Here is a 14,870-nt window from a genome sequence, read left to right on the forward strand (position 1 = left end):
TGTTTCAACATCGGCTTTTTAGTGCGTTGAGGCAAGCTGATACTCGCTCGCTACACCACAGGGCAGTTAACTATTGGTGCTTTCAAAAATCTTGTCCGCAGAGGCCGCCACAAAGCCGGTGTAAAGCTCACCGTCGGCTTTAGGGTAACGCAAGGCAAACTCATAAAAACAGCTAGGGATCGTCTTCTGCCCGTCGCTAAAGCTCACCTCTATTTTATCGGCCATGGTCGATGATTGCTCAAGTAACACCTCTGGCGAGCCTTTAATCTCACCGCCCACACAGTTAAGCACAAAACCGTTATCTTTTAGGATCTCATTAACCTCAGCTAGGGTTTCGACCCCCGCTAAATGGTTAATCGATACCGTAAAATGATTAGCTCGGTAACCGATGGCGGCAACCCAAGCGGCATATTCACTTTCAGCGAGTAAGGCTTCATAGGTGGCAATATCCAGCGTCCAGTGACACCCAGAATAGAGGAAGTTATCCGCCGTGGTGGCAGCAACATCGACTTGGTCGACCAAGTCTTTCACTATGGCTTGCAACTGCGGGCTAAACTCTTCCACCAATAGCTCAGAGATAAACACCTTAGGCTGAGTCGCATCAGGGTGCTCAAAGTGTTTTGCTTTAAGTTTCTTGGCTTCGAAATGGTAGTCGCCACACGCTACATACCCCAAAGACTCAAAATGGTTGGCCAACACACTTAAATTAACCTTGTCGAGATTAAAGGTACGCAGGGCAATGTGATCGTTAATGATCGGCTCACCCTTACCCAAGAGTTGGTGTACTTTTGCGGCAGAAGGGGTCATTTCAACATAATCATCCCACAGGGACGCAAAAAGCTGGTTTACATCTGTGTGCATCAATTTCATCCTTAAACGGCATCTATTGTCCGTTAATTATGTCGCCAATAAACTTGCAGCTAGTCTATAAACATGGGGGAATAAGGTCCCCCATCTATTGAGCGCTATACCGTTAAACCTGGGCTGAGTGTCACAGGTAAGCTCACCACATCGGCTTCTACCGAGGCAACTGGATAGGCACAGTAATCGGCCGCATAAAATGCGCTGGCTCTGTGGTTGCCCGATGCGCCGACACCACCAAATGGCGCCGCGCCCGACGCCCCTGTGATCTGTTTATTCCAATTAACGATGCCAGCTCGAATACGCGCTAAGAAATACTCATAATCGTCACGGCTGTCGGCAAGTAGCCCTGCAGACAAACCATAACGGGTAGCGTTCGCTAACGTAATCGCTTGATCAAAATCGCTATAACGCACCACTTGCAGTAGCGGGCCGAAATATTCTTCATCTGGTAATTCAATCACCTGAGTGACATCAATAAGCCCAGGAGAAACCAGCCCGGTACCTGCCTCTAGATGCGTTAACGCCACCAGCGAGGTAGCACCTAAGTTAAGTAGATTACGCTGCGCCGCCACCATGCCTTTGGCGGCAGTCTCTGAGATCATTGAGCCCATAAAGGGTTGAGGCTGAGCATTCCATGCACCGACCTTGATCTGTTTGACCGCTTGCACGAGTTGATTGAGTAACTCATCACCGGCATCGCCTTGCTCTATGTAGAGTCGACGAGCACAGGTACAACGCTGCCCAGAAGAGATGTAAGCCGACTGGATAATATCGTGCACCGCGGCCTTAGTGTCTTTGACATCTTTGATGATAAGTGGATTATTGCCGCCCATCTCTAATGCCAAAATCTTACCCGGATGCCCTGCATATTGCTGATGCAAAAGATGACCCGTGCGCGAACTACCAGTAAAGAATAAGCCATCAATTTGCGGATGTGATGCCAAGGCTTTACCTGTGTCGACCTCGCCTTGCACTAGGTTAATCACTCCGGCTGGTAAACCCGCTTGTTGCCACAGTTTTAGCATCAGCTCAGCGGTTTTAGGCGTTAACTCCGACGGCTTAAATACCACAGTGTTACCCGCCAATAGTGCAGGCACTATATGCCCATTAGGCAGGTGTCCAGGGAAATTATAGGGGCCAAACACCGCCACTACCCCATGGGGCTTGTGACGCAATACAGCGCGTCCAGCTGGAGTTTCACTCTCGCTGCTGCCTGTGCGTTTATGGTAAGCGGTAACGGATAATCCGATTTTGCCTATCATGGCCCCCGCTTCGGTAGCGGTTTCCCACTGAGGTTTACCGGTTTCTTGGGCGATGGTTTCGGCGATGTCATCTTTGTGCGCCTCAAGTTCGGCGCGGTAAGCTTCAATAATCGCCAAACGTGCATCAAAGCCAAGCATAAACCAGTCAAACTGTGCCGCGCGCGCCGCTGCAACGGCTTGATTAACCTGCTCTGCTGTCGCCGTTTTGCTGCGCCAGATAATGTCATTATTTGCTGGGTTAGTTGAGGTCACATCGTGACCAAGACCGGCAACCCACTGGCCGTTAATAAATTGAGTCATTGGTTATTCCTACATTGCTAAGACACGGATGGGATCGCCTGTGGCAACCATTAATGCGGCCGCGAGCTCAGGAGAGAGAATCACTTCATCGGTCTCATCGCTGACAACCAGCTTGGCTGATGTGGCGCGATAATCGGCTAACAAAGTATTTGAGAGGATAAAACTACTGTCAGAGGGCGGCATATCTCCGACCTTGACCGTCAATAAACGGCTTTCTCTGACCGAACGAATATCATTAATATTGCATTCGACCGTGGGGCCGCCATCAAAAATATCCACATACCCGCGGCAACGAAAGCCTTCAGCTTGCAGCAGATTTAGCGCCGGACGCGTATTAGTATGCACTTCGCCAATCACCTTTTGCGCGGCTTCTGGCAACATACACACATACACAGTGTTTTTAGGCATCATCTCTGCCATAAAGGCTTTTTGCCCTAGGCCTGACAGATAATCGGCCTGCACAAAGTCGATACCTAAAAAGTGTTGCTGCAACCAAGTGTAAAAAGGGGAATTCCCCTCGGCGTCACTCTCGCCACGCATCTCGGCGATCACCGTCTCACCAAAGCGATCGCTATGTTGGGCTAAAAATAGAAAACGGCTGCGTGACAGCATGCGGCCATTATTATTTTTACGGTATTTGTCGCCTAAAAACAGAGTACAAAGCTCGGCTGATCCAGTGTAATCGTGGCATAAGGTTAAGGTCTCAACCTCATTGCGCACGTCAATTTGCTCCGAGTGGTACACTTCGGTGCCTAAACGATAATGATAAAACGCATCGACCATGCCCACAGCGGCTTCTAAACCGCAGGTACCCACCACCTCTTGGGTGTCGGTGTCTTCGAGCACCATCAGATAACCTTCATCAAATGGCTTGTCGATAGTTTTTACAAATGAGGCTTCTGAGCGGGCAATCTTATTGCGCAGCAACTCCTCATTGACGGGTAAAGACGTAAATCCATGGCCAGATTCTTCTGCTATGTGGTACAGCGCAGCAAAATCGCTCGAGCGGATGGGGCGGATAATTAACATCTTTGAGTCTCCTCACTTATCAAGGCGCTCAAGTACAGGCAGCACGGCAGGTATGTGCCGAAAATGCACTTGAGAGCCAAGAATTTATGCTAACAAAAAAGCGCGATAATGGAGCCTCGCGCTTTTTCGCCTCTTAGTCTGCAGCCACTTGAGCTACCGCGCGCTCGAAACGCACCAGACCTTCGGCAATATCAGCCTCAGGGATCACAAGAGAAGGAGTAAAGCGGATCACATTGGCACCGGCAATCAGGCTCATAAGCCCTTGTGAGATACCTGCAACTAAGAAGTCTTTAGCACGACCTTGATATTGCTCATTCAATACCGCGCCCATCAACAAACCCTTGCCACGAATTTCAGCGAAGACTTGATACTTGTCATTGATCTTGTTTAGGCCATCACGCAGCAATTGTTCACGGCGTTTAACCCCATCAAGCACTTCAGGTGTATTAACCACATCCAATACCGCATTACCTATGGCACACGCCAACGGATTACCACCGTAAGTTGAGCCGTGAGTGCCGATTTTAAGGTGCTCGGCAATCTCAGTGGTAGTCAGCATTGCTGCAATCGGAAAGCCGCCGCCCAAGGCTTTGGCCGTGGTGAGGATATCTGGCACCACGTCGGTCAACATGTAAGCATACAGCGCACCTAAGCGCCCTACACCGGTTTGCACTTCATCGAAAATAACCAAGGCGTTATGCTTATCGGCTAATGCACGTACCGCAGCCAAAAACTCAGGTGAGGCATCAATAATCCCACCTTCACCTTGCAAAGGCTCAAGCATAATCGCACAGGTTTTATCTGATACTTCAGCTTCAAGCGCGGCAATATCATTAAACGGTAAATGCGTCACGCCCTGAGGTTTAGGACCAAATCCATCAGAATATGCCGCTTGGCCGCCAACCGTCACAGTAAAGAAAGTTCGGCCATGGAAGGCTTTATCGAACGCAATAATTTGCTCTTTACCTGCGCCAAATTTATCTAGCGCATAACGGCGAGCCAATTTAAGCGCCGCTTCGTTTGCTTCGGCGCCAGAGTTAGCAAAATAGACTTTTTCAGCAAAAGTGGCATCGACCAATTTAGTCGCCAACGCCAAGGCAGGTTCGTTAGTCATCACATTCGAAAGATGCCAAAGCTTTTCGCCTTGCTCTTTTAACGCTGCAACCAATGTTGGATGACAGTGACCTAAACAATTTACCGCGATGCCACCGGCAAAGTCGATAAACTCATTGCCATCCTGATCCCATACTCTGCTTCCCTCACCACGCACTGGGATCACGGCAGAAGGTGCATAATTAGGCACCATAACTTCATCAAACTGGGCTCGGGTTAGCTTGTTGTTAACGCTCATTCCTCTATCCTTTCTTTGTTGTCGATGGCTTTAAAAACCATTCGTACCCGCCTTTAGTCGTGACAATGACCTGCAACGACGACGGTTATTGAGTTATCTTAGATGACATTAATAACGAAAATGTGAACAAAATACTAGTTTCTAACACTATACACCTTGAACAGGTGCACGATTAATGCATAAAGATTTGGCTTTATGACTTATACAAGCGTTTAAAGGCGGGGTTTACAGCATATTTAGTCACAAAAAAACTTAGTTGACTGCAAAACCATTAACAATGCAGTAATAATGAATATATACACATTTATTAACGATGGCGTAACGAGGAAATTGATTACATCTGCATTCATTTACAACCACCAAGACTATCGACGACAGCCTTGGCTGATCAAAGAGGGTTGAGTGAGCTTATAAGAGATCTAACTTACGGTAATTTTGCCCCTTGAGCCTGAGCAGTTCTTGCTCTGATAATTCATAATAATCAAACATTAAGCACTTTTCTTTTGGGGTGATTAAGCGCATCTCTTCTAACATCATCACCTTAGCAAAGCAGCTCGCGCGCGCGACTAAGGCGGCATAGGTCGATAACTCGCTGTAAGCTAAATGGGTATCGAGTTCAATTTGTACCTGAGTCAAGGGGCTCGCGGTAAAATCAAGCAAGCTCGGTAGTTGCCAGTTAAGTTTATGGGCGTGCTGCAATGCCTGCTGATAAATGTTATTGGCTGGAAATTCAGTTGCTAATACAGCATCATACAGCTCTTTATCTCGACTAGCACTGGCCTCTCTGAGCCAATTACCCCAGACAGTTTCAAACACTTTTGCACCATTTTTAAGCACCACTGAAGTGCCTAACTGGTATAACAAGCTGCAACTATAAGCAAAGGCCACGTCTTGCTCATTAAGCTTAGCCAAAGCTTTAGCCGCGATGCCGGTGAGCATCGAATAGCGCCATAATTTACGCGTGGTCCACAGCAAGTTGGCATTGGCGGCGGGCAGCCAATTTCGTAGACAAAAATAGGGGATCACTTGGCGCAGATTTTCAATACCAATAAAATTAAGCACTAATTTCAAGTCGGTCACTTTCACATCGGAGCGCTGCTGCCTTTTTTGCCTAAAAGAAGGACTGTTAACGATATTGCTTAGGTCACGGCACAGCCAAGGCAGATCGTTCATGATCAGCCTTAAACGATTGATATCCAGATTTTGTTGATGTAGCACCTCCAGCATCAACATCTGACTCTCATTGAGCCCCGATTGTGGCAGCAATTGCTCGGGTGAGGCTAATTGGTTATCTAAAGTGGAATTAACCGTGCTAATGAGCTGTGCCGATACAGTCTCAAACACTTGTCTGGCTTGAATTTGCTTAGATAAACGCTCAAATATCGCATCACGTTCGATAGCCAGCTTATTGGCATCGCCCTCGAGCTCACGATCGAGTTCATCAAACATCGATGTTGTCGCTGTTTGTTTTCCCACAATCAGTTGCTTTAACAGCCGATGTTCAATATCGACAATGATGCCCGGACGCACACCACCTGAAACAGATTTTCCCACCTAAACCCCTTTATGACAGGCCAAGATTAACGCTTAATTGCGCTATATTACACTAAATCCCCAGCCAGACAGCTTGCTGTAACACCATAAAACAGACATTTTCGTGACTAAGAACCTGAATGGGAATGGCAAAACAGTATCCCCTTAAGCTAACTTATTTATTTTGCGATATAAAAAAGGCTTCCGATAGGAAGCCTTGTGTTATTACTTTATTTAAGCTCTTGTTCGAACAGCTTAAAGATTCGACGATACTCATCTAACCAACTCGATGGTTGACGAAAACCATGGGGCTCTACCGGATAGATAGCCGTTTCAAACATTGGCTTCTCCAGTTCAATGAGACGTTGTACTAAACGTACACTATCTTGGAAGAAGACGTTATCATCGAGTACGCCGCTCATGATCAATAATGGCTTGTTAAGCCCTTGGGCGTGCTCTATCGGTGAGCTGCGATCATAGGCGATAGCATCCACATCTGGTGTATTAAGAATATTAGAGGTATAAGGCGCATTGTAATGTGCCCAGTCGCTCACAGGGCGCAGAGCTGCTCCTGCTTGAAATAGTTCAGGCTCGGTAAATAACGCCATAAAGGTGAGGAACCCACCATAAGATCCCCCGTAGGTGCCGACGCGCTCAGCGTCAACATTGACGTTACTTGTCATCCAGCTAACGCCATCTTTTAAATCTTCAACCTCCGGGTGCCCCATATTTCGATAAACCGCGGTGCGCCAATCACGACCGTAACCTTTGGACCCACGATAATCCATGTCCATCACAACATAACCATTTTGAGTCAGTAAGTTATGAAACATAAACTCTCGAAAATAACCCGAGAAGCCATAATGGGCATTTTGCAGATAACCTGCGCCATGATTGAAGATCACCGCCGGATACTTATCCGCCTTGGCGCTATCATACCCTTGAGGTAAATACACTCGCGCATAAACATCATCGGCGCCATGGGTTGACGGCACAGCAACCACTTCGGGCGCTTGCCACGGATATTGCTTAAAGGCATCACTGGTATAATGGGTTAGCTGAGTTAACTCACCATCAATGGCCTGTACAAACAGCTCTGCTGGCTGAGTACGACGAGATGCATTAAGCAGCAATTTAGTGCCGTCAGGACTAAGTTGGTAATCGAGCTGACCATTCCACTGGGTTAACTGCTGCTCTTTCCCCGAGGCTATCTCAACCCGATAAACATTATCGATCCCAGGGTGCTGTTTATTGGCCTTGTAGTAGATAAACTCCGCTTTAGGGCCAAGGATGATATCGCTAACAACATATTTCCCCTGAGTCAGTGGCGTAGCCTCCTTCCCCTTTGCTTTTACATAGAGATGAGAGTAACCAGTCTCTTCAGACAGATAATAAAGGCTATCGCTATTGGGTAACCAACCAAACTGATTAAAGTTGTAGTTTACCCAAGCATCATCGTGCAATCTGTGCTGGGTAACTAAACGCCCTTGGTTGATATCGAGTGTGGCAAGCCAGCGATCTTTATTATCAATCGCTTCCAGCATTACTGCGACCTTATCCTGCGTAGCTTGCCATTGAATGGCGCTTTGAGACCAACCCCAATCTTGCATTAATTGCACCTTACGCGGGGAGGTTTGGCTCTGGTAACGCTCGCCCTTAGCTTGCGCATTTTCAGCTTTAACCTTGGCTAAGACATCGTCATCAAAACCAGTTAATCCCTCGATAGTGATCTCTTTTTTATCTCGGGTTTGCAGATCTAATAACACTAAACGCTCGCCTGGATGCTTGTCTTCTGCAACCCGTGCTCGCGCAGGAACAGCATCAACATAGCCATCCTTACCTAGGTAATTAGGCATGATGTCATGCTCGGCACGCCAGCTATAATCCTTGTCACGCAGCGACAATAAAACATAGCGTCCCGTTGGCGACAGGCTTAACTGGGTCACTACCTCTTTATCACCTAAATACCAGGTTTTGGCCGATAAGGTTGGATCGCTCTTGGCCAGCTGAGTTTGATAGGTTTGCTTTGCGATAGCATTTTCTTGCTGCAAGGCCACATACTCAATCAATCTGTGTTGTTGCTTGGCAATGTAGCTTGATGGCTCCTCTACCCCTTTGGGCTCTATAGCCATCTTGATATTAGCCATCTGCTCCAGCAAACCAGAGTCTTGATGGATCTTAAAGATATCATCGCCTTGCCAATAAGCGATATCGCCACTGTTTAGGAACCGCACCCCATCGATAGCGATATTTTGACGCGTCAACTGAGTCACTTGGCCTGACAACAGGTTTTTAACAAACAAATTGCCTTGGTAAAGGTAGGCTTTACGTGTTTTAGCGTTGTCCAAAACCCCGTGTTGCTGTGACGCGGCATGTAATTGTTCTAATGCTAACTCATTAGCACTGGGCTCAGTTAGACGCTGCTGATAATAGGTCTTAATCGGTGCGCCATGGGCCTGTCTGGCAAAATAAATCGATTGACTGTCATCACTCCAATATTCGCCCTTGGCAAAAATCCCCATCCAATCAGGATTGGCCATTATTTGCTTGAGTGTGAGTGGGTGGCCAATACTTGGCGGTGCAGCCAAGTTGACTGGCGCAGAGGTTGTCGTCTCTGCTGAATTTTCTTGCAATGAGGTAGCACAGCCACCCAACATGGCGAGCGTTAATAGGCTGAGGCTAAAACCACGAAAAGCACCCATCATCATCCTTCCTTCTTATTATTTTGCATAAACAGCTGTCGCTGCATGGCAGTTATTTTGCTGCCTTTTATATCACAAAATGGACTAAAAACGCGGAAGGACAAGTAAAAATGTTGTAACAGTTTGAAAAAGAAAATGCAGGTAAGCTGTAAAATATGCACCTATACCTAAGTTAAGCCGCCATATCGATAAAGCGCTTTAGTAACTCCAACCCTTGCTCTGTCAAAATCGACTCTGGATGAAACTGAACGCCATAGATAGGTAGAGAGCAATGGCTCATCGCCATGATCTCGCGTCCGTGAAGCGGATCGTCAAACCAAGCATCGAGTACAAAATCTTTCGGTACACTGTCGACTAACAGTGAGTGATACCGAGTCACAGTTAACGGTTGATTTAGCCCTGCAAACAACCTTTTATCACTATGGGTAATACGACTGGTTTTGCCGTGCATCACGCGTTTGGCGCGCACCACACTCGCCCCAAACACCTGAGCAATGGCTTGGTGACCTAAGCAGACACCCAATATCGGCAATTTACCAGCAAAATGGCTAATAGCAGCCAATGAAATCCCCGCCTCATTAGGTGAGCAAGGCCCCGGCGAGATAACCAGTAAGCGAGGCGATAACTGTTCAATTTGTGCTAGGGTGATCTCATCATTGCGTTTAACTATGATTTCCTGCCCGAGCTGCTGAAAATACTGCACTAAGTTATACGTAAATGAATCGTAATTGTCGATCATTAAGAGCATATACTGCTACTAGCCTAAGGTCGTGAGGTTGTTCTTGTGGCGCAGATGCTAACACAGAGAAGTTAACTATTCATCCACTAGCAAACCCCATGAGCTCAATGCCCAACTCGACAAAGAGTAGGCAATAAAAAACCAGCCATTTGGCTGGTTTTTTGTAATATGCAGTTAAACGTATTGCTACTTAACGACCGTTAGATGACCACGGCGCTTAGGCTTAGCTTCATCACCCTCAGGTGTTGAAGACGTCGCTGGCGCAGGTTTCTGCTCGACTACCGATAGGCCTGTCTCTTCTGGCTCAAGTTCAATCTGATAGGCTTCTTCTTGGTCGAATACCGTCCCCGCACCATTCTCTCGTGCATAAATAGCCACGATGGATGCCATAGGTAAAACAACTTGCTGAGGCACACCACCAAAACGAGCGCTAAATTCGATAGCATCGTGACCGATCTGTAAATTACCCACCGCACTGGCGGTAATATTCAGCACAATCTGTCCATCTTTAACATATTGCTGAGGCACTTGAGTGCCTGGAACATAAGCATCAACCACTACATGTGGCGTTAGCTCATTGTCCATCAACCAATCATAATATGCTTGCAGCAAGTACGGACGATTAGGTGTCATCGGTTTCATTTTTAGATACCCATGCGCATTTCGCGCTCAGACTCTGTTAATGATGCTTTGAATGACTCACGATCGAATAGACGCGTCATATAGGCTTTAACTTCTTTGGCTGTGCGGCTATCTAACTCGATACCCAGTACAGGCAGGCGCCATAATAGCGGACCTAAATAACAATCAGCCAGACCAAACTCTTCCGCCATAAAATAAGGCATTTCATTAAAGATTGGCGAAATTGAGGTTAAGCTCTCTTGCAACTGTTTACGCGCCTCGTCGGCACGATCCCCCTTACGAATACGATCTACTAAGGTGTACCAATCGTTTTCTATACGGTGCATCATCAAACGAGTCTGACCACGAGATACAGGATAAACAGGCATTAGTGGCGGATGAGGAAAACGCTCGTCCAAATATTCCATAATAATACGCGAGTTATAAAGTACTAGCTCACGATCAACTAATGTCGGAACTGTATTGTATGGATTTAGCTCAATAAGATCTTCAGGCATCTCATTAGGGTCAACCTGTAGAACATCAACGGTAACGCCCTTTTCCGCCAATACGATACGTACTTGGTGGCTATAGAGATCGTCAGCGCCTGAAAACAGGGTCATGATTGAGCGTTTATTGGCAGCAACAGCCATTGATACCCTCCAAAATTAAGTCGAAAGCTAAAAAAGCAAAAACAAACGAGGGGCAAAGCCCCCCGTTTGGAATATGCGGATAATACATTCTAACCTTTATTAGGGGTTAGTGTACATCTTTCCAGTATTCTTTCTTTAACAGATAAGCCACGATAAAGAAAATGAACAGGAAGCCCATCACCCACCAACCTAAGCTTTCACGCTCAAGTTTGACCGGATCGCCTGAATAAACAAGGAATCCCGTGATGTCACGCACTACTTGGTCGTACTCTTCTGCAGTAAGCTTACCGCCAGTTGTCACAAAGCTACCATCTTCTTGCTTAACCGATAGGCCTTGCAGTTCTTGCATCACATGAGGCATGGCCACTGATGGGAAGACGGTATTGTTCACGCCAAATGGGCGACTCTCATCATGATAGAAGCTCTTAAGGTAAGTGTAGATCCAATCTTCACCACGCACGCGAGCTACCAGAGTCAAATCAGGCGGCGCTGCACCAAACCATTTTGCCGCGTCAACTTCAGGAATCGAGTTTTCCATCAAATCGCCAACTTTAGCTCCTTCAACGACCATATACTTATTACGCATATCGTCTAATGAGATATCTAAATCTTCGGCAACACGGTTATAACGCTGATACTGAGTGCTATGACAACCAGCACAATAGTGCTGAAATTTATCTAAACCACGTTGCAGTGACTCAGTATCCTTTAGGTCGATGTTGGCACTTTCTAAATGTACATTTGAACCACCTGCAGCGAAGGCAAGTGATGGCACCAATGTAATTAATGCAATCAATAATTTTTTCATTAGTGAGTCAACCTCTCTGGTACAGGCTTGGTCTTCTCATTCTTGCTGTAAATCCAAAGCGCTAAGAAGAAACCGAAGTAAGTCAGAGTAAAGATACGAGCCGCAATGGTTAGCGCTGGCGTGGCTGGAACCGCACCCAAGTATCCTAAGACAACAAACGATACAGCGAACTGACCAATGTTAAGCTTGTGGATCATGCTACGGTAGCGCACCGACTTAACTTTACAACGATCTAGCCAAGGTAAAACAAACAACACAGCAATCGCTAAGCCCATACCCACAACCCCTAACAGCTTGTCAGGAATCGCACGCAAAATCGCGTAGAAAGGCGTGAAGTACCAAACTGGCGCAATATGCTCAGGTGTCTTCATCGGGTTAGCTGCTTCGAAGTTTGGCTTCTCTAGGAAGTATCCACCGCCTTCAGGCATAAAGAACAATACATAACAGAAGACAATTAGGAAGCCTGCGACGCCCATAATATCTTTTACTGTGTAGTAAGGGTGGAATGGAATGCCATCTTTTGGCCAACCATTTTCATCTTTATTCTTCTTAATTTCGATACCGTCAGGGTTGTTTGAACCCACTTCGTGTAGCGCAATTAAGTGCAAGAATACCAATACGACTAGCACCAATGGGAGTGCAATCACATGCAGTGCGAAGAAACGGTTTAGTGTTGCACCTGAAACAACAAAGTCACCACGGATCCAAAGCGTTAGGTCATCACCAATCACAGGGATCGCGCCAAATAGCGAGATAATTACCTGAGCTCCCCAGTAAGACATCTGTCCCCAAGGTAGTAGGTAACCCATAAAGGCTTCGGCCATCAACACAAGGAAAATTAGCATACCAAACAACCAGAGAAGCTCTCTAGGCTTTTGATATGAGCCGTAGATAAGACCACGGAACATGTGCAGATAGATAACGACAAAGAATGCAGAGGCACCAGTGGAGTGCATATAACGCAGTAACCAACCATATTCAACATCACGCATGATGTATTCAATAGAGGCGAACGCACCCTCAGCGGTAGGTACATAGTTCATGGTTAGCCAAATACCAGTCAGTAACTGGTTGACTAACACTAGCATGGCTAGCGAGCCAAAGAAGTACCAAAAGTTAAAGTTTGTTGGTGTTGCATATTGTCCAACATGACGGTTATAGGTGGCCGTCATGGGGATTCTTGCATCAATCCAATCAATAATATTCTTTACCATTACGCAGCTCCCTGATCGACACCGATAATTACGTTGCCGTCATCAATGTATTGATGAGGTGGAACAACAAGGTTTAAGGGTGCTGGAACGCCTTGGAATACACGGCCTGCCATATCAAACTTTGAACCATGACATGGACAGAAGAAACCAGAGGCCACACCTTCGACTTGCTCACCAAAAGTATCCGGTAGATACGTAGGCGAACAACCTAAGTGAGTACAAAGACCTACAGCGATAAAGTACTCAGGCTTAATTGAACGAACCGCATTTTGCGCATAGGCAGGTTGCTGTTCTTCACTCGAACCAGGATCACGTAATTTCTCATCGTGAGTAGCAAGACCTTGTAAGATCTCTTCGGTGCGACGGACAACCCATACAGGTTTTCCACGCCATTCAACACGGATCAACTGACCCGGCTCTAACTTACTAATGTTTACTTCAACCGGTGCACCTGCAGCTTTCGCTTTGGCACTCGGATTCCATGACTTTATAAAAGGAACCGCTACAGCGACGGCACCAGCACCACCTACTACGGCGGTTGCTGCGGTCAGGAATCTGCGACGTCCGGTATCGACTGGCGCATTGCTCATCCACTTATCTCCAGAGAGTGTTGGAATTTTTGTTTTAAAAAATTTGATATTGGGGTTTTACCCCAAAGCACAAAAATCAAATTTGAGGCGGGGCTCATTATAGCCAAAAATTAGAAGCAGATCATAGTAAAACAGCGAACAAAGTTAACTCTGTTTGCAAAACAATCAATCTATAGGGGCAATAGCAAGGGAAATAGCACATATTATGCGAAAATGAAGCAGCAAATTGATTAACGATAGATTAACAACTTAAGCTAAATTAGTTGTTTGAATTTAATAAGTACAAAAAAGCCCGAACTCGTCGGGCTTTTTTATTTTTATGGCTTATTTGCCGTCAGAACGCTTCATGTATTTGAAGAAGTCACTGTCTGGCTCTAATACCATCACGTTTGAACCGTTTGAGAAACTGGCTTTATATGCTTCCAAACTACGTAAGAAAGAATAAAACTCAGGATCTTTGTTATAAGCATCTGCATAGATTTTTGCTGCAATAGCGTCACCCTCACCTCGTACGGATAAGGCTTTACGCTCAGCTTCAGCAATTTGAATCTCTACACTCGCATCGGTCTTAGCTCGAATGATCTCAGATTGCTCCTTACCTTGTGCGCGATGCTCTTTCGCTACCGCGGTACGTTCTGCACGCATACGCTGATAAATACTCGAACTCACATTAGCGGGTAAGTTAATCTGCTTGACACGCACATCAACCACTTCGATACCCAAGTCTTCAGCACTTTCAGATGCATTTCTCAATGCATCTTGTTGTAACTCATCACGGCTACCTGAGACGATGTCTTTGATAGTACGACGACCAAACTCGGTACGAAGATCGTTATTAATCTTGCGTTGCAACAAAGATTCTGCCTGAACCTTGTTACCACCGTTTGTAGCAAGATAGTATTTCTCATGATCGAAAATACGCCACTTGACATACGAATCGACCATTAAGTCTTTTTTCTCTGAAGTCACAAAGCGGTCTGCTGCGCCGTCCATAGTCTGGATGCGTGAGTCTAAAAACTTAATCTTATCAATCAATGGCAGCTTAACGTGTAAACCCGGCGTATAAATCCTTGTCACACCATCATCTTTAAGAATTTTACCAAATCGCGATACAATTGCCCGCTCACCTTCATTAACAACCAGCAGTGAAGATAAACCGGTCGCAATCAAGATTGCGATAATAATGACAGATAATCTACCCATG

Annotated in this window: 13 protein-coding genes; all 13 read right to left on the reverse strand. The window is 46.2% G+C overall.

The window, feature by feature from the left end:
• Positions 1 to 66 precede the first annotated feature (66 nt).
• Positions 67 to 861, reverse strand: a complete 795-nt coding sequence (locus AC5YB1_RS16400; RefSeq protein ID WP_494520041.1) for a DUF1338 domain-containing protein — start codon at positions 859 to 861, stop codon at positions 67 to 69.
• A 104-nt stretch (positions 862 to 965) separates the two neighbouring features.
• Positions 966 to 2,426: a succinylglutamate-semialdehyde dehydrogenase gene (gene astD / locus AC5YB1_RS16405; protein WP_494520042.1), complete on the reverse strand. Its 1,461-nt coding sequence runs from the start codon at positions 2,424 to 2,426 to the stop codon at positions 966 to 968.
• A gap of 9 nt (positions 2,427 to 2,435) precedes the next feature.
• Entirely contained in the window at positions 2,436 to 3,455 is a 1,020-nt protein-coding gene (gene astA, locus AC5YB1_RS16410) for an arginine N-succinyltransferase (protein WP_475515867.1), read from the reverse strand.
• 133 nt (positions 3,456 to 3,588) lie between these two features.
• Complete coding sequence (locus tag AC5YB1_RS16415) at positions 3,589 to 4,806, reverse strand: aspartate aminotransferase family protein (protein WP_475515866.1); 1,218 nt, start codon at positions 4,804 to 4,806, stop codon at positions 3,589 to 3,591.
• Between the two features lie 408 nt (positions 4,807 to 5,214).
• Positions 5,215 to 6,360, reverse strand: coding sequence for an HDOD domain-containing protein (locus tag AC5YB1_RS16420; RefSeq protein ID WP_494520043.1), 1,146 nt, complete (start codon positions 6,358 to 6,360; stop codon positions 5,215 to 5,217).
• Between the two features lie 209 nt (positions 6,361 to 6,569).
• Positions 6,570 to 9,044: a S9 family peptidase gene (locus AC5YB1_RS16425; protein ID WP_494521665.1), complete on the reverse strand. Its 2,475-nt coding sequence runs from the start codon at positions 9,042 to 9,044 to the stop codon at positions 6,570 to 6,572.
• 169 nt (positions 9,045 to 9,213) lie between these two features.
• The gene (locus AC5YB1_RS16430; protein WP_475515864.1) at positions 9,214 to 9,789 is read right to left on the reverse strand and encodes an anthranilate synthase component II; all 576 of its coding nucleotides are present in this window, start codon (positions 9,787 to 9,789) and stop codon (positions 9,214 to 9,216) included.
• Between the two features lie 177 nt (positions 9,790 to 9,966).
• Positions 9,967 to 10,422, reverse strand: a complete 456-nt coding sequence (locus tag AC5YB1_RS16435; protein ID WP_475515863.1) for a ClpXP protease specificity-enhancing factor — start codon at positions 10,420 to 10,422, stop codon at positions 9,967 to 9,969.
• A gap of 2 nt (positions 10,423 to 10,424) precedes the next feature.
• A complete protein-coding gene (sspA, locus tag AC5YB1_RS16440; protein ID WP_475515862.1) occupies positions 10,425 to 11,054 on the reverse strand; it encodes a stringent starvation protein SspA in 630 nt (209 codons plus the stop codon).
• Between the two features lie 106 nt (positions 11,055 to 11,160).
• Positions 11,161 to 11,862: a cytochrome c1 gene (locus AC5YB1_RS16445; RefSeq protein ID WP_475515861.1), complete on the reverse strand. Its 702-nt coding sequence runs from the start codon at positions 11,860 to 11,862 to the stop codon at positions 11,161 to 11,163.
• A complete protein-coding gene (locus AC5YB1_RS16450; protein WP_475515860.1) occupies positions 11,862 to 13,076 on the reverse strand; it encodes a cytochrome b in 1,215 nt (404 codons plus the stop codon). The genes AC5YB1_RS16445 and AC5YB1_RS16450 overlap by 1 nt, the downstream gene beginning before the upstream one ends.
• Positions 13,076 to 13,666, reverse strand: coding sequence for a ubiquinol-cytochrome c reductase iron-sulfur subunit (gene petA, locus AC5YB1_RS16455; protein ID WP_475515859.1), 591 nt, complete (start codon positions 13,664 to 13,666; stop codon positions 13,076 to 13,078). The genes AC5YB1_RS16450 and petA overlap by 1 nt, the downstream gene beginning before the upstream one ends.
• 324 nt (positions 13,667 to 13,990) lie before the next feature.
• Complete coding sequence (hflC, locus tag AC5YB1_RS16460) at positions 13,991 to 14,869, reverse strand: protease modulator HflC (protein ID WP_494520044.1); 879 nt, start codon at positions 14,867 to 14,869, stop codon at positions 13,991 to 13,993.
• Position 14,870 lies beyond the last annotated feature (1 nt).

Source organism: Shewanella sp. 433 (assembly GCF_059338565.1).

Bases quoted from the DNA above. Each gene is read 5' to 3' on its own strand.
- AC5YB1_RS16400 (WP_494520041.1), bottom strand. From the start codon at position 861: ATGCACACAGATGTAAACCAGCTTTTTGCGTCCCTGTGGGATGATTAT.
- astD (WP_494520042.1), bottom strand. From the start codon at position 2,426: ATGACTCAATTTATTAACGGCCAGTGGGTTGCCGGTCTTGGTCACGAT.
- astA (WP_475515867.1), bottom strand. From the start codon at position 3,455: ATGTTAATTATCCGCCCCATCCGCTCGAGCGATTTTGCTGCGCTGTAC.
- AC5YB1_RS16415 (WP_475515866.1), bottom strand. From the start codon at position 4,806: ATGAGCGTTAACAACAAGCTAACCCGAGCCCAGTTTGATGAAGTTATG.
- AC5YB1_RS16425 (WP_494521665.1), bottom strand. From the start codon at position 9,044: ATGATGGGTGCTTTTCGTGGTTTTAGCCTCAGCCTATTAACGCTCGCC.
- AC5YB1_RS16430 (WP_475515864.1), bottom strand. From the start codon at position 9,789: ATGCTCTTAATGATCGACAATTACGATTCATTTACGTATAACTTAGTG.
- AC5YB1_RS16435 (WP_475515863.1), bottom strand. From the start codon at position 10,422: ATGAAACCGATGACACCTAATCGTCCGTACTTGCTGCAAGCATATTAT.
- sspA (WP_475515862.1), bottom strand. From the start codon at position 11,054: ATGGCTGTTGCTGCCAATAAACGCTCAATCATGACCCTGTTTTCAGGC.
- AC5YB1_RS16445 (WP_475515861.1), bottom strand. From the start codon at position 11,862: ATGAAAAAATTATTGATTGCATTAATTACATTGGTGCCATCACTTGCC.
- AC5YB1_RS16450 (WP_475515860.1), bottom strand. From the start codon at position 13,076: ATGGTAAAGAATATTATTGATTGGATTGATGCAAGAATCCCCATGACG.
- petA (WP_475515859.1), bottom strand. From the start codon at position 13,666: ATGAGCAATGCGCCAGTCGATACCGGACGTCGCAGATTCCTGACCGCA.
- hflC (WP_494520044.1), bottom strand. From the start codon at position 14,869: ATGGGTAGATTATCTGTCATTATTATCGCAATCTTGATTGCGACCGGT.